Below are 23,003 nucleotides of genomic sequence, written 5' to 3'. Positions count from 1 at the left end.
TTCTAAGCACTAGCGGGGTTTATTGTCAATTTCCCCCGCTTGTCATCTGATGTCGGTTTCTTGATACGGCTCATTGACTGGAATGCTGACTCAGTTGAGGTCAATCCAGAAGTTGAAAAGTCTTGAAAAATCATGTCTCTTAAACAATACCATTACGAACAATTACTGGCTGACTATAGTAATCGGGCCAGTGCGATCGCCCTGCTTCGGCAGTATCGAACCTATTTGGAAATGATTCCAAGTATGCGCCGTCCCCAGGAAAGTGTCATTCCCATTCCCTTGCCGAATATCCGCATTCGCGAAACCATCTCTTCCCATTCTCCCACTGGATTAAATGCCAACTCCGGTGAGGTGATTTCTTTACCCTGCGATGTCGCCATTCTGATGTGTGACCCGGATTGGAAGGTTAAAATGGGTGGGGAAATCTTTGTGTTTATTCATCGTCCCGAAGAAGATTTTTCCGATTTACTCCGCCGGTGGCGACAAACTCAAATGTGGTTATCTCACGCCTACGAGTGGTTAATGCCTCTGCGTTACCAATACATGATTGGGGAAGGGTCGGATACGATTTATCCCCTATTTGTAGTGTTTGATGATACCCCCGATCGCATTAAACGTGGTCTTAAAGGGGCTTCTCTCCCCTTCGTCGTTCAAAACCTCAGTGGGTTAATTGATGAGGAGGAACCCTTGGAGGAAGCGGAAGATCTTTTTATTTTCCAGGAAGAAAAAATCATTGAAGAATAGTTGCTCCCCCTGCACCGATATCAGGAATTACCGGGGTGAATCAAAGGATATTCAGGTGTAGTTCCCATCGCCCTTTCCTGTAATTTGAAATAAAATCTATTACTAGATATGGGTAAAATTGTCAAGGACTTTCTCAAGGTTTTATACCCCTTCCCTGATTGCACCTCCAAGTCCCGATCGCCGGGAAAAATCCGAGGAGGAGGCGATCGCCACATCGGTCTTTTCCTGACCCCATTGTAATCAGCCTAGATGCCACTTCTCAAACTGGCACAGGGTTTCTAATTCTTCACCCCTTCGGCAATAGAATCAAGCCAAACCAGATCAGGAAACCATCGAATTTTTACACCGGGTGAAAACCAGAGATTGAGGGTGTTTTTTATGAACCAAGTTCCTTCGCAACAACACACAACAGCCTGGATTATTCAAGTTTGGGCTTCCTTTGCGATCGCCTTAGCCGCGACGGGCGTAGGCATCGTTAACTTACCCGTTAACAATTGGGTCAAAGGCTACATGGGAATGGGGGTCCTCTTCACCGTCGGCTCATCATTTAGCCTCGCCAAAACTCTACGCGATCGCCATGAAGCCGAAAAACTCACCTCAAAAGTAGAAGAAGCGCGAGTCGAACGCATCCTCACCGAACATAACAGCTTGAAATAAACCCAAAAAAGCCCCAACAGTCATCAACCATTGAGGCTTTCTTGCAAATCGGGGCTTCTTCTTACCCGGTGTTCGTAGTAACGACTTCAGTCGTTCTCCAGCTTCCTACCCCTGTTCGTAGTAACGACTTCAGTCGTTATCCCATTTGAGGCTGTTGTTTGTAGTAACGACTTCAGTCGTTATCCCATTTGAGACTGTCTTCAAAATCAAGCCGCTTTCCTACCCCTTCAACAAACCAAAACAATCAAGTTTCGCCTCTTTGAAGTGAGTCAAGCGCACCCCTCTAGTCCCGAGTTGGCTTCTTTTTCTTCGACTTAGACACTTCTTTTTTACGACGAGTCCCCACAATAGAAACCGCCTGTTCCACCGGATAACCCACTCGGGGAATCACCTGAAACTGTCGCTCTTTTTCCAGTTGCTTCAGTTCCGTGTAATCCACCCAGTGAATGCAGTCCACTGGACAAGTGTCGATCGCCTCTTGAATCACATCCTCCGGGTCTCCGTCCTGACGAACTACCCGAGAACGTCCATAATCCTCCTCAATATAGAAGGTATTTCGCGCCACATGAGCGCAATGTTTGCAGCCAATGCAAGTCGGTTCGTCCACATAGACACCATTTTGTCGCAATGCGCCGCCTAACTCTGGCTCCAAACCTGAACGTTCCGGAGCATCCCGTAACGCGCCACCCAACTCCGGTTCCAGACCCGAACGGTCCGGAGTTTCGGGGGTTGAGAACTCAGAAAAATCATCCATTAGCTTGCCCAACGTTGCAAGACAACCCGGATCGAACCATCCTGATTTTTTTCCTGTTCGGCAATTTGAAACCCTTGTTTCGCCGTTTCATTCACCACAGTGTGAAAGGCATAGCGCTGGGTAACTTCATTCAGAAACCGATTCACCGTCCAGGGTTGCTGCCAATATTGCAAATCTGCAACCAGGGAATATTCTTCGCCGTTCCAAGCAAACCCGATGTCATACCCATTCTCTTGGGCGATCGCCACTTCGGCATTATGGGTTAATCCTTTATAACCCCGAACCTCCGTCGGACCAGATTTCCAGTCAATTCCCAACTCCGTTAACGCCGATTGCAACGAAGTCAGATTGCGAATTTGGGTCTTAATTTGGCTGAAATGTGACATAGTGATGACTCTCTTTTGCTGACAATTGTGAATCTAAAGGGACCAGAAACAATTAAATTGCAGTTTTACAAAAATTTACCACTCACTCCAACTCGCCTGGGCGGTTGCAGTCTGGGACAGTTCTACCACTTGGGCAAAATGTTCCGAAGTCTTCTCCTGGACAAGGACCTGTCCCAGTTGGGCTTCGATCGCCGCTGTGACTTCTGCACAGGATGCACCGACAATGCCAGTGACTTTTTCCTGCACTCGACCATCGGGGTAGATGACAAATTCGAGTGTTTCCATGGGTTTGGTTTGCGTTGTAGGTGGTTGGAATTCATCCGCAGGCATCCCTAGCGCCGCCAGTCAGGCCTTTGGGTCAATTCAGGGATCCTAGACTGCCCAGATTGGCCAGCCTTGTTACTTATTGTGACCAATCGAATTATATTGAGTCATACCTTAACAAAATTTATTACCGATTAGAGTAAATCACTCAATATTTGCTAAGTTTCCCCTAAGTTGAGGGAGTCGTCAAGTGATCCCCGCTACCAAATCTGAAGGGGCAGCCCCTTGAGTCCCAGCTATTTTCAACCCCTCCCCATCCCCGCCATTGCTCTACAGTCAGGCCGCTTTACCCCGGGCTAATCTAGGACCAACCGTCTGGAAACATTGACACAATTGATGCTCCCCCATAAAAATTTTGATAGGTCTGGCCCCCGTCCAGTCATTCATAATTCTTTACAAATCCCGGCGCATCTCACCCCAGAAACCGTGCTGCTGCTCAACTTCCGTTAGATAATGGGAATCTGTTTAATTCAAGGAATCCCCCATGAGTAACCTGCAAACCCCCCACTCCCCAACCCAAAAACCCCTCCGCATCGGTGTTCTCGGGTTTGGAGGCTTAGGACAAGCTGCCGCCCGGATCCTCGCCCCCAAACGCGAAACCCTCTGGGTGGCTGCTGCCGATAAACAAGGATATGCCTACAATTCCCAAGGCTTAAATCCCGATGCCTGCATCCGCACCTACCATCAACAGGGGTCCCTCGGCTATCTCGAACCCGGTGGCATCCTCAGCCAAGACAGCATCGCCGAATTAATTTCTCAAGCTGACGTGGATGGGTATTTCCTCGCCTTACCCAACCTTCCCAATACCTTCATGGCATCGGTGGCGAGACAATTTATCGAGTCTGGATGGCGCGGCGTCTTAGTCGATGCGCTCAAACGCACTAGCGCCGTTGAACAGTTACTTGAACTCCAGGATGACTTACAAAAAGCCGGGATTACCTACATGACAGGCTGTGGTGCTACCCCCGGCTTATTAACGGCTGCTGCGGCTTTAGCCGCCCAAAGTTATGCTGAAATCCATAGCGTGAAAATTACCTTTGGCGTCGGGATTGCAAACTGGGAAGCCTATCGTGCCACGATTCGCGAAGATATTGCCCATATTCCTGGTTATACCGTAGCCCAAGCGATGGCGATGAGCGATGCAGAGGTGGAAGCGTTGCTCGATCGCACCGATGGCAAATTGGCCTTGGAAAACATGGAGCACGCCGATGATATCATGTTGGAATTGGCGGGAATTTGTTCGCGCGATCGCGTCACTGTGGGCGGGATTGTAGATACCCGCAATCCCAAAAAGCCCCTGAGTACCAATGTCCAAATTACGGGTCGCACTTTCGAGGGTAAAATTTCGACTCATACCTTTACCCTCGGGGATGAAACCAGTATGGCGGCGAATGTTTGCGGTCCTGCGTTTGGGTATTTGAAAGCCGGAGTGCGCTTGCATCAACGGGGGATTTACGGGTTGTTAACAGCGGCGGAAGTGATGCCGTTGTTTGTGCAGTAAGTCTGAGGGGGCGATCGCCGGGTGAGTTTTGAAGTGCGATCGCCCCCGAGTTTGCTTAAGTCAGGCGATCGGGGAGGGAACCGCTTCTGCCAACTCTTGGAATACTGCACCGCGATCGAGCAGGTCCTGTTTCGCCTCCTCCGAAAGCCCCATCACCTTAGACAAAATCGCCCCTTCTGCGATCGCCCCATTCAAATTCGCACCCCGCAAGCGAACCCGCACCAACTTGGCATGATTCAACTTCGCATCTACCAACATCGCCCGAAACAAGTTGGCACCTGTGAAATCCGTATAATGCAACGTGGCATAACTCAAGTCCGCACCGCCCAAATCCGCATCCGTGAGATCCGCACCACTTAAATCCGCACCACTGAGATTCGCGCCGGTCAAATTTGCGCCGGTCAAATTTGCCCCACTCAGATTCGCACAATAGAGATTGGCCCCAATCAGGGTAGAGCGGAAGAAATCACAGCCAACAAGTTTAGCGCGAAATAGATTAGCACCAAACAAGCTCGTGCGAAAGAAACTGACACCACTCAACTCCGCATTACTCAGATCCGCCCGGAACAGGTCCGTATCGCGAAAGTCTCGTTCTCCAGCCGCATACCGTTCTAGTAGTTCCTTAGCATCCATATTTTTAAGGGGGTTATTTTACACCTTACTCTTCTATTTTCTCAGAATAAGGCGGTTATTTGGAAAAGTTTAAGGTTTGGCTAATAGTTTGGGTTGGGGTGCGTGTGGGTTGGAGGTGGTTAGAGGGCGAGAAAACCACCTGGTGAAAAACCCTATTTCAAAGGAGATGGGTACAAGGGTCATGTAAACCTGTCCGGCGAAATGTCAACCCCCACACAAATGGATGATTCTTTAGATAGTAGCTAAACTTAAAAGCTCATCTAGCTGCTTTTTAAAGTCTGGCGAACCCTTTAAAGGAGTATAGGTTTCTCCTTCGTAGGGTCGCCAAATATGAGTAGAATTAAACTGTTTAAACCCGGGCATCGTTTCAAACTCTGCCGTCAGATTTTGAGCTAAAACTAATCCCGGAATTGATAAATCAGGTAAATCTTCCAAAAGTTCACTATAAGTCCTAAATTCATCAACTTCCACCCCAACTAAAGCATAGCGAAACGAAGCCGTAAGCCGGAGAATTTGATAGAAAAGAATCCCTACTTCTGTCATTTGATAAGCACTCTCAGGCGTCGTAATGCCCCTTTCACTCAGATTGTTGGCGTAAACCCGACACCACCAATTTTCTTCCATATCTTGAAAAATTTTGGTTTAGGGTAGACATTTACTCCCATTTGAAAGCAGCCATTCCGTTACCCCACAAATTTAGAGTTAGTCATTAAACCTGTGAGATAATTTCTTTACATTTAGTTTGATTTCGACATATATTTGCAGGGTAGCCACTAGGAAAAAGCGAATTAGCAGCATCTACAACTTTATCTAGGTAGTCAATCACTTTTTTTTCTATGATTTGATTTTGATTTTGATCTATATTCTTATTTTCAAAATCTTTATAATAAACTTCGAGTTCTTTGTCTTTAAATATTAAATATAGAACCAGTTTAGAGGCATGAGTTAAAAACAGCTTCCGTCGATTATCTGAAGTATTTTTTTCTTGGTTATTTTGCTCCTTTAAAAGAGTGCCTTCAACCACTTTCATTATCTGGACTAATTTCCATAGTTTTAAGCTATTAGTATTTGGGTTAAACAGTCTTTTATAGGGTTCAGTGTTAATATCATCCCACAAAGTGCCGATTTTATCTTTTGCTCTAACAGCAAAAGATATGTCTATACTACAAGCTAGAGCAATTGTAGCATCTTCTAATGTAAATCCTTGTTGTTCTGAAGGTATTATTTCTCCAGTTTTATAAATATAAATAACATCTTCAAACTTTAATTCGATTTTGATGCGCTCTTGTTCAGGATCGAGAGATACAAAATCCCGGCGATCAATTTTGTTTTGAGTATTATTATATTTTGTAACTGATTTTGCAAACTGTTCTGGACATTTTTCTAAAGAGATTAAACGAATAGGAATGTAGGCTAATGCAACATGATCAGGGTACGTTTTATTAGCTTCATATACCGAACCAATGGTTTGAGCACCATTAATGATATGTAAGTCTTTACATTCAAATAATCCAGAGTCGGATTTATCTCCTCCAAGCATTTTTTTTGTAACCGTTCTACATAGCGCAGTAATTCCATTATTATAATACCAAAAATGCTCAGGTTGGTTCTTTAATGTTTCAATAATTCCATCATTAATCTCGGTATTTCCAAGATAACATCTAATGTTGGGGGCAAATATTTTAGGATAATACTGATCTCTCCATTCTGCAACATCTTTTGCAGATATACGCCCACAAATAGACTCAAATGGTTCTGGAATCTTAACCCAGTTACCCAGCATAATATCTATATCAATAGGAGAGTTATCAAGACCTTGAGATATTATTTTATGAACTTCAGATTGCCTCAAAACCTCATAACTAACAACATCACTGATGTCATTAATTTCATTTAACCTTTCCTTAATTAAATTTTCCGAATCTTGAGGTAAATTTTGGATACCCGTATAAATTATCATTAACTTGTACTGGGTGTTTGCATCATTTAAGGCAATTTCTATTTCATCCTTTTTGTTTAAAATTTTTTTATTAAATTTATTAAACTCCCCGTCCAATATATAATCAAAACCCTTTAAAAATTTGTGGGTTGCAGCTGTATCAAAAGTTTTTTGGCCTTTGCTGCTCCATTTTGATTGGATCAAATAAAGAATTTTTTGTTTTTTATGATAAAAAATTCCATCAATTCCATTATCTTGAGGACCATCAGTTAATGAATTAGCCGCTTCTATTGCCGAGGTATTTCCAAATGTCATGACAACAAAGGCGGCTAAAGCTCTTGACAAAAATAGCTCTTCACTACTCGATTTACTTAATGAGGTAAAATCTGAGGTATCAATTAAGTTTTTGAATTGATTGTCTAAGTAAGATTTAATATGACGTAAGTGAATTTGGCTCATTGTTTTTTAAATTACTCAAATGGAGGGTTAATCAGATAATTTCCCTAACTTAGTTTATAAAAAATATTTGTACACATTTACTTAGTTGTAACTACTTAGGAGGCAATAGAGCTTTTTATTGGTAAAAAAGTTGATATCATACACTAAAATTAGTGATGATTTCGCAAAAGTTAATGAAATAATCACTTTTCACAGTATATCGCAAGTCAACGCTCCTAGCCTGACTATTACAAAAAATTCATAAATCATCACAGTTTGCAACAAATCGATACAAACTGAAATCTTTTCATGGTGAACTTGCGTCAAATGGAAGAGTCCTACATTATAGGAGATCTATTGCTTGACAAGCCAGGGAAAACAGGGGATAGAAAAATTTCAACATTTTTTTCTAATTCATGATTAGAGGAAATGCTATAAATCGTCCGTTCTCCATTTCAAGTCAACTCACACGCAGAAGATCATTCAGCGTAACTATTCATCTGCCCGAAATACAGTCATAGCAAGGCTTTCAGAATTCAGGTTAGGTCTAAACCAACAGTTCATTCTCAATAAGCACAAAAAAATAAGGGCTTTAGATTTTTTTGTTGAAAATGGATAAACAGGTAAAAATGGCTAGAACCCATACTAAACGAGGTTTGTAGCCAAATAATTACGACATGAATGCTTACTGCCCAACTAGCCCGAGATCGGGTAAATCTTCTTCCTCTCCATCGCAACTTGCTTCCTTCATATCAACAACCCTCAAGCATCGATTCCATGAAAAAATGTGGGGTGTTCTTAACTTGAAGAACACCTCATCCACACTTTTAAAACTACTCTTCTGGTTCGATTCCCGCCGCCCGTAATTGAGCCGCTAATCGTTCAGCCCGTTGGCGTTCTTGTTCCGCCTGTTGGCGTTCCTGTTCAATCCGTTCGGTACGCCACAAGAGTAAATTGCCCGCTTCATCCCACCAGCGTAGCCAGTATCCGGAACGATTTTCTCGTTTTCCTTCCCAGACTCCTAGAAATAGCTGCATTTCTGGTATCCAATAGCGGTTTTTTTCATTGGCGTCTTCTAGTTTATACCGCTGATTTTCTTTTAGGCGATAGAGTTCTAATATCCCACTCTCTAAATCAAAAATGCCATAGTTCAGGATCTGCAAAATCTGCTCGTAGTAGAAGAATTTTCCCGGGGGATAGGTCGGTTTGCTGGAATATTCTCCCCCTTCTGTTTCTGATAAAAACTCTAAAACGAGGGTGGGAATTTCCCCTTGCAGTCGTGGGGTATAACTCCGCTCAACTTCGGAGCGGTTAGCGGTAATATGGGGAATGTAGGCCCAATCAGGTGCTTTGACGACCATTTTGCCATTGATGGTGGCACAAATGCCGTAATTGGTGGGAGTTAGAGCAGTCTCCGGGAGTTTTCCCGCTAACTCCAAACTTTCGGTTAATGCTGCTGCCAGAGTCGGTTGATTGATGTTATCCACTGGGTCATCAGGCAGCACAAAATCATCGGGCAACTTTTCCCAGGTGATGGTGTAAGGGGAGGAGGTAGCTAACATGATGATTCCTGCCAGGGTAGGGTTCATTTATTACTATATCATGGCTCTGGGTGCGGCGTCTTGTCGGGGTGATTTATGAATTGCCGTGACACTTAGGGTTGGGTTGAGCTTTGCACAAATTGATCCTACGATAAATCGGCTATGATGATTAACACAAGCGTTAGGTTCATTATCCTGTGATGAACTTGGGAGCCCGCTATCACCTATTGCCTCCAGGCAGTGGGATTGACGCGGTACTACTACTTACGAAAGGAGCCAAAATGAAAGCACTCAAGGTTATGGCAATGATTGATGAACATGGGCAACTGACTTTAGATTATCCCCTCATTACTGATAAAAATAGTCGAGTTGAAGTGATTGTTTTGATTCCTGAACTTTCAGAAATCGATGAAGAGGAGGAATCTAAGGCAGCGCTTCTACAGAACTTTCAGCAAGCTTGGCACGAAGCGATTACTGGACAAACTATGCCGATCGCCCAACTTTAGGAAGGGATTGAAGATGTCTGACCAGTTTTTCATTATTATGCCAAATCTGAACCACTTGATATTGCTGCCGATGACATTTGTCGTATGATTACCAGCTATGATCATCAGGAGAGTAAAAGCAAATAAGATGCCTAAAACGCTTAGGTGTGACCTTTTACTTCCTGCAACTTACCCTTAATTACCGATTAATGAAACGACTGATTTCTCTGACGATTAGCTTGCTCATTCTGGCATTTATCTACTGGAAAATTGATTTTCCCAGGTTGGTGCAGGTGTTCCAAAATTGCGATCGCCTTTGGATGGTGGTGAGTTTGGGCATGGTTGTCCCCCTGGTGGCAATTACCAGTTGGCGTTTACAGCAGCTTGCACCAGCAAGTTCAGGACTGGATTTTCCCGAGGCAAATCGGTTGATTCTGGCTTCTAGTGTGTTAAATATGGTATTACCCTCAAAAATGGGGGATATTGCTAAGGCTTATTTTATGCGCGATCGCGGGCATTTAAGTGGGTCTTTGGCCCTCTCTTTAGTCGTGTTTGAAAAAGCCTGCGATTTGCTCTCCCTGCTTTTATGGTGCGTTTTTGGCTTGCTCTTATATCCTGCGAAAGATGCTTTATTTTGGGCGATGACAACGGGGGTTACCGGGGGATTAATCCTCGGGTTATTGTTGTTAAGTTCTCCTCGGTTTGCTCGGGGTTGTTTTGGATTAACTTCGCGTTTTGCCCCGAAAAAGGTTAAGATTAAGCTGGATAAGTTGCGCTTTTCCTGGGGAGAAATGCACGATTACTTTTGGGGCGATCACCGTCGGTTGGTGACGGTTACGCTCACTTCTATTTTCCTCTGGTTTTGCCATCTCTTACAAATTTGGTTTTTTATTCTCGCCCTCAATGCCTGGACGCCATTTTTAACCAACCTAGCCCTCTCTCCCTTAGCCATTCTCGCCGGTTTAATGCCCTTAACTTTTGCCGGAGTCGGAACCCGAGATGCCGCCTTAATTCTATTTTATCAGCCCTATTTTGGAGAGGCAACGGGAGCCGCTTTGGGATTACTCTGTACCGCTCGTTATTTGCTCCCAGCCATTGCGGGATTACCGTTTTTAGAGCGCTATTTATCCACCCTCCGTACCCAAAATCGTTAGGAATCCTCTAAAATTAATTCTCCCAGAAATCGCTGCTGTTCAACTATGAATTATTTACGCAAATTCCTAACTGCCCCTATTTCCCATCGATTCAGTCCTGTTATTATCTTTTGGTTCAGTTTGAGCTTGACTTTTGCGACTATTTATGGGGCAATGGTATTGCAAAAAGCCTTTAGCGTTGAATATATGGTCCAGGATGATGCGAGGCAGCACGTCTTTTGGATGCAACGATTTTTGAACCCGGATTTATTTCCTGGGGATTATATTGCGGATTATTTTCAATCTGTGGCCCCAGCAGGATATACGGCGGTTTATCGCGGTATGGCACTGTTAGGAATTGAGCCATTATTGTTGAGTAAGTTGTTGCCGATCGCCCTCTCCCTCATCACCACAATTTACTGTTTTGGATTAACCTTCCAATTGTTTCCGGTCCCATTGGCTGCCTTTATCAGTAGTGTGTTGCTCAATCAAAGTCTCTGGATGAAATTTGATATTGTTTCCGCCACCCCCCGGGCTTTTTTATATCCCCTATTTGTGGGATTTCTCTATTATTTATCTCGGAATCAGTTAGTCGGCAGTTGTGTCGCGATCGCCCTGTTAGGACTGTTTTATCCCCAGTATGTTTTCATCGCTTCCGCCCTCTTTCTATTGCGTCTAATTTCTTGGCAATCCCGTCCCTTTTCTCTCTCTCATAATCCGCAGGATTATTTGTTGTCAGGAATCGGTTTAGCTGTAGCCTTTGTGGTGATGTTGCCTTATGCCTTGAAAACCAATGAATATGGTCCAGTTTTAACTGCTGCTGACGCCGTAACTTCTCCCGAATTATGGCCGGGAGGACGGAACCCATTTTACCATGAAAATCCATTTTATTTCTGGTTAATTGGAGAGCGTTCCGGAATTCTTCCCCCGTTATTACCCCCGCTGATTTGGGTGGGAATTTTCTTACCCTGGGTTTGTCGCTATCCCTCCCGGTTTCCATTGGTTTCTCAACTTTCTCCAGCATTGCAGTTATTAAAAAACTTTATATTAGCGGCAGTCTTGATGTTTTTGGCGGCTCATTCTGTATTATTTAAACTACATCTACCCAGTCGTTATATTGACCATAGTTTTAGAATTGTTTTAGCCGTAGCAACCGGGATTCTGATTGCAATTTTGATAGATTGGGCATTAGAGGTTTTAACGCCGTTTTCCGGGCAGTTTCAACAGGTTATTGCAGCAGGCATGACCCTAGTTTTCACCGCTGCCTTAATTTTTTATCCCAACTATACCCCGAGTTTTCCGCGCACAAATTATCGTCCAGGGCCCTTACCCGATTTATATCAGTTTTTCCAACAGCAACCCCAGGATACTTTAATCGCTTCTTTAAGCGGGGAAGCGAATAATTTACCGACATTTTCCCATCGGTCTATTTTAGTCGGGCGAGAGTATGCTATTCCTTATCATCAAGGATATTATCGCCAATTTAGTCAACGGATACGAGATGTAATTCGCGCTCAATATAGTGAGGATGCGGGAGTGGTGCAAGGGGTGATTGAACAGTATGGAATCGACTTTTGGTTAATTGAGCAATCGGCGTTTGAACCGGAGTATTTTTCCCGAAATCGGTGGTTGCAACAGTATCAACCGGAGGCGGATGAGGCGATCGCCTCCTTGGAAGCGGGAAATCTGCCCTTCGTTGCGGAGGCGATCGCCCGTTGTACAGTGTTTAACACCGGAGATTTTTTAGTCCTCCAATCTCAGTGTATAATCAACGATTAAGAGTGCATTCTGTTCCCGATCCACTCGGTTTAATTCCGTTCCCTTTCGCCAACTTCACTCTCTTGTCTATGGCAATGCCCAATTTCCATCGATTTTTGACAGGTCCCTTGGAAAAATCTCCCAAATCTCCCGTGATTTTTTGGCTGACTTTAACCTTAACTTTTGCGGCAGTTTATGGCAGTTTGGTATTACATCAGGCATTTAGTACCGACTATGTGGTACAAGATGATGCGCGGCAGCACGTTTTTTGGATGCAGCGTTTTATCGACCCCGAATTATTTCCCAATGATTGGATCGCGGATTATTTTCAATCCGTTGCACCAGCAGGATATACTGCCCTCTATTGGATTGTTGCCAAGCTAGGCATTTCTCCGATGCTGCTGCATAAACTCCTGCCGCCTGTGTTAGGATTAATCACCACGGTTTTCTGTTTTGGCATCACGATAGAACTGTTGCCAGTACCCGTTGCCGGATTTATCAGTGGGTTATTGCTCAATCATTATATCTGGATGCGGGATGATGTAGTTTCAGCAACTCCCGTGGCGTTTGTTTATCCCCTATTTACCGGATTTATCTATTATCTATTGCGGCGTAACCTCTTGGAAACAGGGGTATCCGTTGCCCTCTTGGGGTTATTTTATCCGCAATGTTTATTAGTTGCCATTGGAGTTTTAATTGTCCAATTTTTGCGCCTGAATGATTGGCATTTTCAGGGAAATCAACCTAGAAAACTCTATCAATTTTATGGCATTTTATTTGGAATTGCTGCCCTAGTTATTGTCGCCTATCTATTCAAGTCCGATGATTATGGTCCGGTGATTACTGCATCTGAAGCTCAAACTTTGCCCGAGTTTTTAAGTCGGGGTAAAAGTGAGTTTTTTAGCGAAGATTGGGGCCATTTTTGGTTTACGGGTCAACGCAGTGGGATGATGCCTCGATTTGCCCTAATTTCCCCGCTGATTTTAGGAGGAATTTTGCCCCTGCTACTCCGATTTCGGCGGGTTTTACCCTTGTCTGTGGAGATAAAACAAGCAGGCATTCTGCTGGAGATTCTTCTGGCATCGTTAGGACTATTTTTCTTATCTCATCTGCTGTTATTTGAGTTACATTTACCCAGTCGCTACACGGAACATACCTTGAGGATTATCAGTGCGATCGCCGCTGGAATCACCGTCGCCCTCCTCATGGATGCACTTCTATTTTGGGGGGAAAATATCAATCGAAAAACTGTCACTCGGGTCGGATGTTGCTTGATTTTAGCCACCCTAATTTTAGAGCCTTTATGGTTAAAGCGATTCCCTCGCACTGATTATCAATTCGGGCAGTTTCCGGCATTATATGAATTTTTTGCCCAACAACCCAAAGATATTCAAATTGCCTCAATTACCGATGAAGCTAATAACTTACCTTCGTTTAGTCAGCGTTCAATTTTGATGGGAAATGAAGGGTATGGCGTGCCGTATCATGAAGGGTACTATGGAGAAATTCGGGAACGGAGTATCGATTTAATTCACGCCCATTACAGTCCTAATTTAGCTGAAGTTGAGCAATTTATCACCGAATATGGTATTGATTTTTGGTTGATTGAAGAAGGCGCATTTACGGTCCCCTATCTGAAAGCCGATCGCTGGATGATGCAATATCAACCGGAGGCAAATCAGGCGATCGGCCAACTATTGAAGGGAATCCCTCCAGCTTTAGCAACAGTTCGCGATCGCTGCACCGTATTCCAACTCGATAAATTTGCCGTCTTAGATTCTACCTGTATTCTCACCTTCACCTCACCCCCCCTATGATCTCATCCCGATTTCTGAACGTACTCTCCAACTCCTCTCGTCGAGGGCAGATTTTCTGGCTGATTGCCACCCTCTGTGTAGCGGCAATTTATGCAATTTTTGCCTTAAAAATTACTTTATCTAACCCTTATATCATCCAAGATGACGCAAGGCAGCACGTCTTTTGGATGCAGCGGTTTTTAGATCCAGACTTGTTCCCTGATGACGTGATGGCCGACTATTTTCAATCCGTGGCCCCTGCTGGATATACAACCCTTTATCAAATCGGGGCCAACCTGGGAATCAACCCGTTTTTATTGAATAAAATCCTCCCCTTAATTCTCGTCCTTGTCACCACTTTCTATTGCTTTCAAGTGGTGATGGAGCTTTTCCCCGTCCCATTTGCCGCATTTATCTGCGGATTGCTGCTCAATCAAAATATTTGGTTACAAGATGATATTCCCTCCGCGACGCCAGTGGCTTTTGCCTATCCCTTATTTTTAGCATTTTTATATTATTTACTGCGAGAAGATATCATTTTAACAGCAGTAACCATTGCCCTCTTAGGACTATTTTATCCCCAGTGTGTTTTTCTAGCATCGGGTCTTTTCCTGTTCCACTGTTTATCCTGGAATCAAGGCAAAATTTCTCTATCTCCCCACCCTAAAAACTATTTACTCTCCGGGATTGGTTTAGCCGTAGCCCTAGGGGTGATGTTACCTTATGCCTTGAAATCTTCCGAATATGGTCCAGTTTTAACCGCTGACCAAGCCAAAACTTTATGGCCCAGCTTTTTTATTGATAATCCGCTGGAATATTGGTTGTGTTGGCGGCGAACCGGAATTTTTCCCAGTGAATGGTGTGAGCTTTCTTTTAGTTTGCCTCAAATTTGGTTAGGGGTTTTGTTGCCGGTTCTGTTGCGATTTGCTCCCCGGTTTCCCCTAGCTGAAAAAATTAGCCCACGCCTGATTCTGTTGCCGCAATTATTGATTGTTTCATTGGTCATGTTTTTGGCGGCTCATGCCCTGTTATTTCAACTGCATCTTCCTAGTCGATATACGGAACATAGTCTGAGACTGGTGATGCCGATCGCCGGTGCGATTTCCTTGACCTTTATTTTAGAATGGCTGATTCAAAAACTGCGGACGACTCGGGCAAAACCCTCCCAATTCATGTGGGGAATAACGGCGACTACCTTGTTAACCATTTTGCTAATTTATCCGATTCTTTTGAGTAAATTTCCCGATGTAGATTACAAAATTGGCAAATTTTCACCCCTCTATGAATTTTTATCAACTCAACCGAAAGACACCTTAATTGCCGCCATTGCTGAAGAAACCGATAATCTGCCTGCCTTTACCAATCGGTCTATTTTAGTCAGTCCCACCTATGTGATTGGATATCATCAGACCTATTATCAAGAACTCAATCAACGGGCGATTGAACTGGTGACTGCTCAATATAGTGCAAATTTGGATGCGGTCCAGCAATTGATTCAAAAGTATGGAATTGATTTATGGATTGTAGAACGGTCCGCCTTTACCCCGGAGTATTTAGACAAAAGCCCTTGGTTGCGCCGCTTTCAACTGAGTGAAACTCAACCGCTTTTTAAGGCTGCCGAACAAGCAGAAGCAGCACTCCGACGGGGAACAGTTCCGGCATTAGTAAAAGCGATCGCCCCTTGTACTCAGTTTGAGACCGGCGATTTTGTCTTACTCCAGGCGGAATGTCTGACGAAGCGACCCCGTTAGCGACCCCCCAAACTTGAGGCGATCGCTCATACCAAATCCGGTTGTCTCAAGTCGGTTTTCACTCTTTAGCCTGCGCAGGCAGGCTTTGTCCGTATAGCCCCACCCTTGAGGGTGTGGGTTTTTACAGACCTATCACAACCGGATTCCGTATCGCTTATTTTTTCCCTTTTCCCGAGGGGAACTGATCGATCTGCGCGGAACCATAAAAGACGATTTCTTGGTTTTGCAGTCGAATCCGATCCACCCGCAATTGGCTTCCCTCTAAGGCAAATTTATCTAAATCCAGCAGGTTATTGACATGATTAATCAACTCCTTGCCGAGATCAACCGCCTTCTCGTCTCCGCCATAACTGACTTCAATAAATTGGATTTTTCTGCGTTCTTCCACCTGAACGCTGGCGGTCATATCCAGGGCGATCGTTGTGTCAGAGTTGCCTAGACTCACTTTCGACAGGATTTGAATTCTCTTATCTGGGGTGAGGTTGACCTGAGTTTGGTGAAAATTCAGGGACTCCCCTTGATACTGTAATCTTTGAAGTTTTTCAACTACAAACGGTGTATTAAAAGAACTGTTTAAGTCAGATTCGGTTAAAACCACTCTCATGCTGGCGCTGGTGGGTCGTCGTAACTGAACTTGACCGGCAAAAATTGCGCCAATATCAATGGCAACGGCTTGCAAGTACAATTCCATGTTCTCGATCCGCAGGCCATTATACATCAGCATTCCTTTGCCAATGAAGTCAAAGCCATCGACGCTGCCCTGCAACAGCTTTGTTACGGGTTCTGCTCGGACATTGGCTTCAACTTTTTCAGATTTCTTGAACAACGCAGCGATCGCTGTTCCCGCTACTTTACTAACGAGAGCATCACCACTTTGATTTTGAAACGGTTTACTGCCAAACAATGAGGATACCATTTTTTTGCAGGGTTGTTTACTGCTCCATTATAACGGTTCATTACAAAATGTAAACTTTTGTGATGGTTATGGACACCATAAGGGAAACCAGGGGTGACCCGGAGGAAGAGGAGGAAAATTGGGGAATTGATGGGGGTTGATTCTGAGTCCCTAAACGCCTTAAACCTACGCCCAGTAGCCCGTTCACTTTTTTAATTCCTCTTATAACCCGGCTCGCGTCCCCGGAAAGATTGGGTGGGGCCTTTACCCAGATTGGAGGAGACTCCAGTCAGAAAATCTACCTTTTTAAGGAGAAATCCCAGCAAAAATCCATTTCCTAATTCATCCTTCCGACATTCTGCGTTCTCCCAAAGGCGTCCCTTCCACACAAGCCCCTTCCAGTCTTGCTCCTAGCCATTGCGTTTGCTCCATCGTGGCACAGAGCAAGTTGGACCCGGTTAAATTGGACCCACAGAAGATGGCCCCATTGAGAATAGCTTCTTCTAAGTCAGCAGAGGATAAGTCGGCACCGGAAAGGTTGGCGGAAGTCAGTTCCGCCCCTTGTAGGATGGCGCGATTCAGCAGGGTCCCGCGCAAATCCGCACCGCGCAAGTCTATGCCGCTCAAATCCAATTGGCTACAGACGGACCCGGCTAAAAAAGCCCCAGCAAAGCTGGCATCGCGCAGGTTGGCATCGACTAAAATCGCCCCGCGCAAGTCGGCATTCCGACAATCGGCCCCGGATAAAATGGCCCCAGTGAGGTCTGCACCCCGTAAGTTGGCCCTTAATTGGGCCCCGCGCAGGTCGGCCCCGGAGAGATTGGCTCCCATTAAATTGGCCCCTTGCAAGTCTGCCTGGGCCAAATGAGCGCCGCTTAAGTCGGCACCGGAAAGCTCGGCATTTCGCAAATCTTTAATTTTTCCTTGTCGAATCGCTTCTAAATCCATGAGAGTTGGGTGAGTGAGTGAATGGGGGATGTGGGGGAGATGGGGAATATGGGGGAGATGCTTGTAGTAACGACTGAAGTCGTTCCTTCTTGTTCGTAGTAACGACTTCAGTCGTTGCTCTCGTGTGATGGCAGGAGCCATCACACGAGCAATTGGAGGGTCTACCGTTGTTGTTCGTAGTAACGACTTCAGTCGTTGCTCTCGTGTGATGGCAGGAGCCATCACACGAGCAATTGGAGGGTCTATCGCCTACCGGCTTAGGGACTGGAGGTAGAGCCTCCAAGAGAGCGTTACATGGCTTCAGCCATGTAACGCGGTAACGACTGAAGTCGTTACTACGAACAGGAAGAAACGACTGAAGTCGTTACTACGAACAGGAAGAAACGACTGAAGTCGTTACTACGAACAGGAAGAAACGACTGAAGTCGTTACTACGAACCGGAGGAAACGACTGAAGTCGTTACTACGAACATCCCCTGAATCCTCCCGACTAGGCTTCTTCTAGCCAGACATTGGGCAATTGAGAGGGGCGATCGGGGAGTTGCATGAGGCCCATTTCTGTGAGTCGGACGATATGGGAGAGGGTATCGACTAATTGAGGGTCGAACCGGGTGTTACTGCGAGCTTGACATTTTTCTAGGGCATCGGATAGACTGCGGGCCGATCGCGAACCGCGAGATTGCGTGAGTTCTTGGAAATAGGAGACTAATCCCAGAATTTGAGATTCTAGGGGAATGTCTTGCCTTCGCAGTCCATCAGGTTTGCCACTGCCGTCCCAATATTCGAGGTGATGTTTGACAATGTGGGTGACGGGGGCTAATTCAGGCATTGCTGAGAGTAATTGAGCGCTGAGAATAGCCCGATCGCTCCAAAATGTTAAGCTGACTTCATCTAACTCTCGGGAAGTTTTCAGAAAAATTTCCCGGGGTGCGGAAACTAACCCAATCCGAAACAGCAACCCCGCTAGTCGCAGTCGCCGCAGTTTCAGGGTGGGCAAATCTAGCAGTTGACCGACGGTTTCCGATAAGGCTGAAACTTGCAAACAGGCGCAGGGATTGGCTTCGTCCCGTTCATCCACGCGCTGGGCCATGCGTAGGAAGGCTTGCAGTTTGTTGGCATTCAAATTCCGACTGATTTTTAGGGCGCGCCCTTCTAATTCCCAGAGTTCGCGGGTTTGGCGGTTCATGGTCACCAGTTGCTGTTGCGACGTTTGCAGGTAGGTGACGATGCGGTTAACCACCCCCGTCATATCGGTCTGGGGAAGACCTTTGGTGTTGAGAATATCCTGGAGTTGTTGCCGGAGGCGATCGCACAGGGGCGAATTGTAGCGCCGAAATCGTTCGATTAAAATTTCTGCGGATTTGGCGACGAGTTCTTGGTCAAAGGTCCACATTCCATAGAATTTTCGCTCCATATCTACGGAAGGTTGACCTTCGGGTAAATACTCTTCTTCCGACAGTTCGTGGCATAGCAGCATTGCCCGATAGGTGGGCGCGATAATGATTAAATTCCATTCATGAACTAAACTATCCTCGGGATCCAGTTCCACCAAGGAGACGTTTTCCAGTTCGCTGGTGCGGTGGGTGCTAAAACCACTGTCGGAGAGGGCGGCGATCGCCACGTCACCGGAATGCTGGGCCAGGTCCCAATATCGTTCCGCTTCTTGCAAGTACCACTTGCCTTGTTGAAAGGTGACTAAAACCAGGGGTTTCTGGTCTGAGTCTGTGGGGGAAGATTCCAAAAGATGATCTTCCAGGGCGTGACACAGGGCCACGAGGGTATTCTTAAAGTAAACTCCATAGCTAGAAGGCAGTTGTCCTTGGGGACTTGCGGCTTTTAGCTGGTTGAGTGTGGATTCCGGATTCATCTTATCGGGGGATTTATTATTTTCCCCATCATACCGGCAATGGGGACGGCTGTACCTGTCGGCGCGTTTAAACGAAATCGAAGGGGTCTAAATTGGTGGCGATGACGTTTTGCAACCGAGCATAATATTCCCCGGTTTGGCGATCGCGCAGGATGGCATCGGCAGCATAAGCATCACTGCCTTGAGAGATATCCAACTGTTCAAAGCTGAGGTTGCCCACGAATTCGATGATATCTTCCCCTTTGGTAAAATCGGTAATCACATCGGCTTGGCTGGGACTGTCTCCCCCGGTGCCCGGACTGATGCCAAAGCTATCGTTACCTGGACCTCCGGTGAGGGTATCGCGACCGGGACCTCCAAAGAGGCGATCGTTGCCCTCGCCGCCAAAGAGGACATCGTTACCGTTTCCTCCAAAGAGGCGATCGCTGTCTTCCCCTCCATAAATAATGTCATCCCCGGCTTCCCCATAGAGGTGATCGTTCCCAGCACCGCCATAAATAATATCGTTACCGGCACTGCCCTCTATGCCGTCGTTACCTTCCTGTCCATAGATAATATTGTCTCCGCCGACTCCATAAATAATGTCATTGCCTTCGCGTCCGTGGATAATATCATTGCCCAGGGACCCGGTAATGCGATCGTCAACGGTACTCAGTCCGATCGCTGAAGGTTCGTTGAGGGTGGTCTCCAGCCCTCGGTTGTTGGTGTTGTTGAAGTTCAGGCTTAACGCATCAATCTCTAAGCCGTTATAGGCCGCATCGTCACTGGTAATGGCATAGTTAATCCCCACCGAGGGCGTTCCATGTTGGAAACTGCGACTGGGTACATGGGGAACATCCAAGGCATTCACCATGATGTTTTGGGAAATGTTCCAGTTCTCTGGGGTAAAGGTGATGGAGAAGCTGACGGTTTCTTCCGTTGTGGAGTCGTCACCCTGGGGAAAGCCCGGGGTCATGGTTAAGAGGTGTTCAGGTAGTTCTACGGTAATGGTAACGGTGTCCGTCGGTTGCTGGGAGAGGGCGATTTTATACGAGTCTCCCCTGAACCCTTGAAGAACCTCGGTACTGCCAATGGGTTCGATTAATCTCACCCCACCCGGGGTCACCGGAGGAGGAACATCGATCAGGGTAGCAACCACTGAGTCTAATTCCTGTCCATCGTAATCGGGGTCAGAACTGGTGACTTGATGGCGGATTTCCAAAGGCCGATCGCCTTGGGCAATGTCATCGGCGATCGCCCTCACCGTGACAGCTTGCGGGATGTCCCAGTTGTCTGCGGTGAAAACGATCGGATTTAGGGGCTCAATTCCCTCACCTGTCTCGAAGGCGATCGTGACTTCGGCGGTCGGTTGACGACTCAAAACTACTGAGTAGAGTTCTCTACTGCTGCCTTCAAAGACTTCCAGGGTCTCTTCGTTGGGGGTGATAATCAGTTCGGGAAGATCCGAATCATCGGGATTCTCGGGATTCTCGGGATTCTCGGGATTCTCGGGATTCTCGGGATTTTCAGGATTCTCGGGATTCTCAGGATTCTCAGGATTCTCGGGATTCTCGGGATTCTCGGGATTCTCGGGATTCTCGGGATTCTCGGGATCAGCGACTTCCCCACTCAGCCCTTTAGCATAGATGCCATAACCACTGCCGTCTTGAGCTTGGCTTTGCCAGACAATGATGAAGTTACCTTGATTGTTCTGGATGATCGCCGGGGAGGTTTGAGTGCCCTGGGTATATGCATTGATGGGTGCGGTTTCTTCGGGATTGAGAAGATTGCCAGCGCGATCGTAGCGCTTGACGAAGATATCCGAGGCTTCTGCATAGGCGATCGCCAGAGTTCCATCGGCACCAATTGCCACGGTTTTAGTTGCCGCGTTGATGCCATCATCAAGTTTAATTTCGCCCCCGATCGCTTTGCCGGAATCGAACTCATAGCGTTGAGCATACTGCCCACCAAAGGCATTACCCCCGCCACTTTCCCAAGAGACTGAGAAGGTTGACCCATCCGGGGCGATCGCCAAGACTGGGTTCTCTTGGTTCGCCTGATCGGTCGTATTCACCTGAAAGGCTTGCAGATCCATTGGCCCCGTAGCGTTGAAGCGTCGGGCTACAATATTTCGAGCGGGTCCTCCTTGATTTCCGGGGGTAATTTGCTGCCACGCAATGACATAATTGCCGTTGGCGGCCATTGCGATCGTTGGGTTGGCGGCATTGATTCCCTCGTTACTCACCTCAAAGTCTTGGGTGAGTTGGTTTTGGGCGTTGTATCGTTGCACGAAGATGCCTGCATTCGCACCATTACCCTGCGCCCCCACCAAAAGAATGTTTCCTTGACCGTCGAGGGCCAAGGTTCCCTGGTTTCCAGTATTGGTGAGTGAGGTGGCGACTGCCTCTCCTACTGGATTTCTCCCACTGTCATACCGCTGCAGGACTATCCCGTTTTCCGACCCAGCTTCTTCCCAAGCAATCACAAAGCTGCCATCTACGGCGACTGCTACTAATGGGTTTTCCAGGTTGTTACCTGTGGCAACTTCAAACTCATCCCCGATAGGATTCCCTTGATTGTCATACTGTTGGGCATAAATCCCTGGAGGATTTCCCAGACTTTCCCAAACGACGAGCGTAGTCCCCTGTCCGTTGCTATGGATGCGAGGGTTTAGCTGATCTCCCTCGACGGTTGTATTAACTTTAATATCTAAACCTACTGTTAGCTCAGGCATATACACTCCTCCCTTTATGAAAAACCCCTTATCCCCCAAGGTTTGTGAAAATGACTCACCTTCTGAAGTATTGGACTCTTTCATCAAGATCGAGGCAATAACATTCAGGCTTTGACTTAATCTTAAGTGTCTGTTACCGATTTAGATATGGCCCAATCGAGATAACTTTCGCTCTCAACTGGATTCATCAAGTATTCACTTCTCTCTCAAAATACATAGAGGCGGCGATTGATTGACCACCCCTTATACCCTAGGATGGATCTCGCTCTCTTATTATTGTGGGTTGGCGAGGGCTTCTTCCATCCCCTTCGTCGGTATTATCAACGCAGGTCCTTTAGTCATAAGTCCCTAAATGTCCCAATTTTCTAGTGGTTTTCCCCAATATAACATGATTATCTGGACCGTCAATTAAAGGATCCTAGGGAAAATACGCAGATAACGTGAGATTATATGTCATTTTATTAAGTTTTGTAAAGATTTTTTCTGGAGTAACGAAATTGACACCGATAGCGGATAGCCTAGGTAGATTCACTTAGGCTATCTGCTATCGTTCGAGAGAACAGGGATAGAGTCCGGAAATTGACCTCATCGATCTCTTTATTAGGGGATTCCAACAAATAAATCATCCTTGCTTTGATGCGATCGCACCTAACAAGGCTCTTTTAGCCCGCGCAGGCGGGCTTTGTCCGTGTAGCTCCAGGCTTGAGCCTGCGGGTTTTTTGAAGGTTTTATTTTTTGGA

The 23,003-nt window shown here is 46.0% G+C and carries 19 protein-coding genes; 8 read left to right on the top strand and 11 right to left on the bottom strand.

Features of this window, described 5'->3' with window-relative positions:
• The first annotated feature begins 132 nt into the window (after positions 1–132).
• Both NG833_RS19685 and NG833_RS19680 read left to right on the top strand, forming a co-directional pair.
• Positions 133–744 (top strand): hypothetical protein, encoded by a 612-nt coding sequence (locus tag NG833_RS19685; RefSeq protein ID WP_254566972.1) that lies wholly within the window; start codon positions 133–135, stop codon positions 742–744.
• Positions 745–1,122: 378 nt separating this feature from the next.
• Positions 1,123–1,401 carry a YiaA/YiaB family inner membrane protein gene (locus tag NG833_RS19680; protein WP_254566971.1) on the top strand — a complete coding sequence of 93 codons (279 nt, stop codon included), beginning with the start codon at positions 1,123–1,125 and terminating at the stop codon, positions 1,399–1,401.
• Between the two features lie 283 nt (positions 1,402–1,684).
• Here the strand turns inward: NG833_RS19680 and NG833_RS19675 are convergent, their stop codons facing one another.
• The 3 genes from NG833_RS19675 to NG833_RS19665 all read right to left on the bottom strand — a co-directional run bounded on the left by NG833_RS19675 (position 1,685) and on the right by NG833_RS19665 (position 2,826).
• On the bottom strand, positions 1,685–2,155 hold the full coding sequence (locus tag NG833_RS19675) for a ferredoxin (protein WP_254566970.1): 471 nt from the start codon (positions 2,153–2,155) through the stop codon (positions 1,685–1,687).
• Positions 2,155–2,541: a DUF1257 domain-containing protein gene (locus NG833_RS19670; protein WP_254566969.1), complete on the bottom strand. Its 387-nt coding sequence runs from the start codon at positions 2,539–2,541 to the stop codon at positions 2,155–2,157. Before NG833_RS19670 ends, NG833_RS19675 begins: the two co-directional genes overlap by 1 nt.
• Before the next feature lie 75 nt (positions 2,542–2,616).
• Entirely contained in the window at positions 2,617–2,826 is a 210-nt protein-coding gene (locus NG833_RS19665) for a DUF2997 domain-containing protein (protein ID WP_044196389.1), read from the bottom strand.
• Between the two features lie 523 nt (positions 2,827–3,349).
• Here NG833_RS19665 and NG833_RS19660 point away from each other — a divergent pair.
• Positions 3,350–4,366 carry a saccharopine dehydrogenase-like oxidoreductase gene (locus NG833_RS19660; protein ID WP_254566968.1) on the top strand — a complete coding sequence of 339 codons (1,017 nt, stop codon included), beginning with the start codon at positions 3,350–3,352 and terminating at the stop codon, positions 4,364–4,366.
• A 60-nt stretch (positions 4,367–4,426) separates the two neighbouring features.
• Here the strand turns inward: NG833_RS19660 and NG833_RS19655 are convergent, their stop codons facing one another.
• The 4 genes from NG833_RS19655 to NG833_RS19640 form a co-directional block, all read right to left on the bottom strand.
• A complete protein-coding gene (locus NG833_RS19655) occupies positions 4,427–4,999 on the bottom strand; it encodes a pentapeptide repeat-containing protein (RefSeq protein WP_254566967.1) in 573 nt (190 codons plus the stop codon).
• A gap of 231 nt (positions 5,000–5,230) precedes the next feature.
• A complete protein-coding gene (locus tag NG833_RS19650; protein WP_254566966.1) occupies positions 5,231–5,623 on the bottom strand; it encodes a hypothetical protein in 393 nt (130 codons plus the stop codon).
• A gap of 85 nt (positions 5,624–5,708) precedes the next feature.
• Positions 5,709–7,397, bottom strand: a complete 1,689-nt coding sequence (locus tag NG833_RS19645; protein ID WP_254566965.1) for an AIPR family protein — start codon at positions 7,395–7,397, stop codon at positions 5,709–5,711.
• An 812-nt stretch (positions 7,398–8,209) separates the two neighbouring features.
• Positions 8,210–8,938, bottom strand: a complete 729-nt coding sequence (locus tag NG833_RS19640; RefSeq protein WP_254566964.1) for a Uma2 family endonuclease — start codon at positions 8,936–8,938, stop codon at positions 8,210–8,212.
• Between the two features lie 260 nt (positions 8,939–9,198).
• Here NG833_RS19640 and NG833_RS19635 point away from each other — a divergent pair, with 260 nt between their 5' ends.
• The 5 genes from NG833_RS19635 (at position 9,199) to NG833_RS19615 (ending at position 15,840) form a co-directional block, all read left to right on the top strand.
• Positions 9,199–9,423, top strand: coding sequence for a hypothetical protein (locus NG833_RS19635; protein WP_254566963.1), 225 nt, complete (start codon positions 9,199–9,201; stop codon positions 9,421–9,423).
• Positions 9,424–9,611: 188 nt separating this feature from the next.
• Positions 9,612–10,556: a lysylphosphatidylglycerol synthase transmembrane domain-containing protein gene (locus NG833_RS19630; RefSeq protein WP_254566962.1), complete on the top strand. Its 945-nt coding sequence runs from the start codon at positions 9,612–9,614 to the stop codon at positions 10,554–10,556.
• A gap of 120 nt (positions 10,557–10,676) precedes the next feature.
• Positions 10,677–12,314 carry a hypothetical protein gene (locus NG833_RS19625; RefSeq protein ID WP_309143868.1) on the top strand — a complete coding sequence of 546 codons (1,638 nt, stop codon included), beginning with the start codon at positions 10,677–10,679 and terminating at the stop codon, positions 12,312–12,314.
• Positions 12,315–12,382: 68 nt separating this feature from the next.
• Entirely contained in the window at positions 12,383–14,110 is a 1,728-nt protein-coding gene (locus NG833_RS19620) for a hypothetical protein (protein WP_309143867.1), read from the top strand.
• Entirely contained in the window at positions 14,107–15,840 is a 1,734-nt protein-coding gene (locus NG833_RS19615; RefSeq protein WP_254566960.1) for a hypothetical protein, read from the top strand. The genes NG833_RS19620 and NG833_RS19615 overlap by 4 nt, the downstream gene beginning before the upstream one ends.
• 154 nt (positions 15,841–15,994) lie before the next feature.
• Here NG833_RS19615 and NG833_RS19610 read toward each other — a convergent pair whose 3' ends face one another.
• The 4 genes from NG833_RS19610 to NG833_RS19595 form a co-directional block, all read right to left on the bottom strand.
• On the bottom strand, positions 15,995–16,756 hold the full coding sequence (locus tag NG833_RS19610; RefSeq protein ID WP_254566959.1) for a DUF2993 domain-containing protein: 762 nt from the start codon (positions 16,754–16,756) through the stop codon (positions 15,995–15,997).
• A gap of 321 nt (positions 16,757–17,077) precedes the next feature.
• On the bottom strand, positions 17,078–17,683 hold the full coding sequence (locus tag NG833_RS19605; protein ID WP_254566958.1) for a pentapeptide repeat-containing protein: 606 nt from the start codon (positions 17,681–17,683) through the stop codon (positions 17,078–17,080).
• Positions 17,684–18,173: 490 nt separating this feature from the next.
• Entirely contained in the window at positions 18,174–19,550 is a 1,377-nt protein-coding gene (locus NG833_RS19600) for an HD domain-containing phosphohydrolase (RefSeq protein WP_254566957.1), read from the bottom strand.
• A 67-nt stretch (positions 19,551–19,617) separates the two neighbouring features.
• The gene (locus NG833_RS19595) at positions 19,618–22,263 is read right to left on the bottom strand and encodes a calcium-binding protein (protein WP_254566956.1); all 2,646 of its coding nucleotides are present in this window, start codon (positions 22,261–22,263) and stop codon (positions 19,618–19,620) included.
• Positions 22,264–23,003 lie beyond the last annotated feature (740 nt).

Source organism: Oscillatoria sp. HE19RPO (assembly GCF_024220515.1).
Lineage (GTDB): Bacteria > Cyanobacteriota > Cyanobacteriia > Cyanobacteriales > Laspinemataceae > Laspinema.
This window is presented reverse-complemented; position numbering and strand designations above follow the sequence as displayed.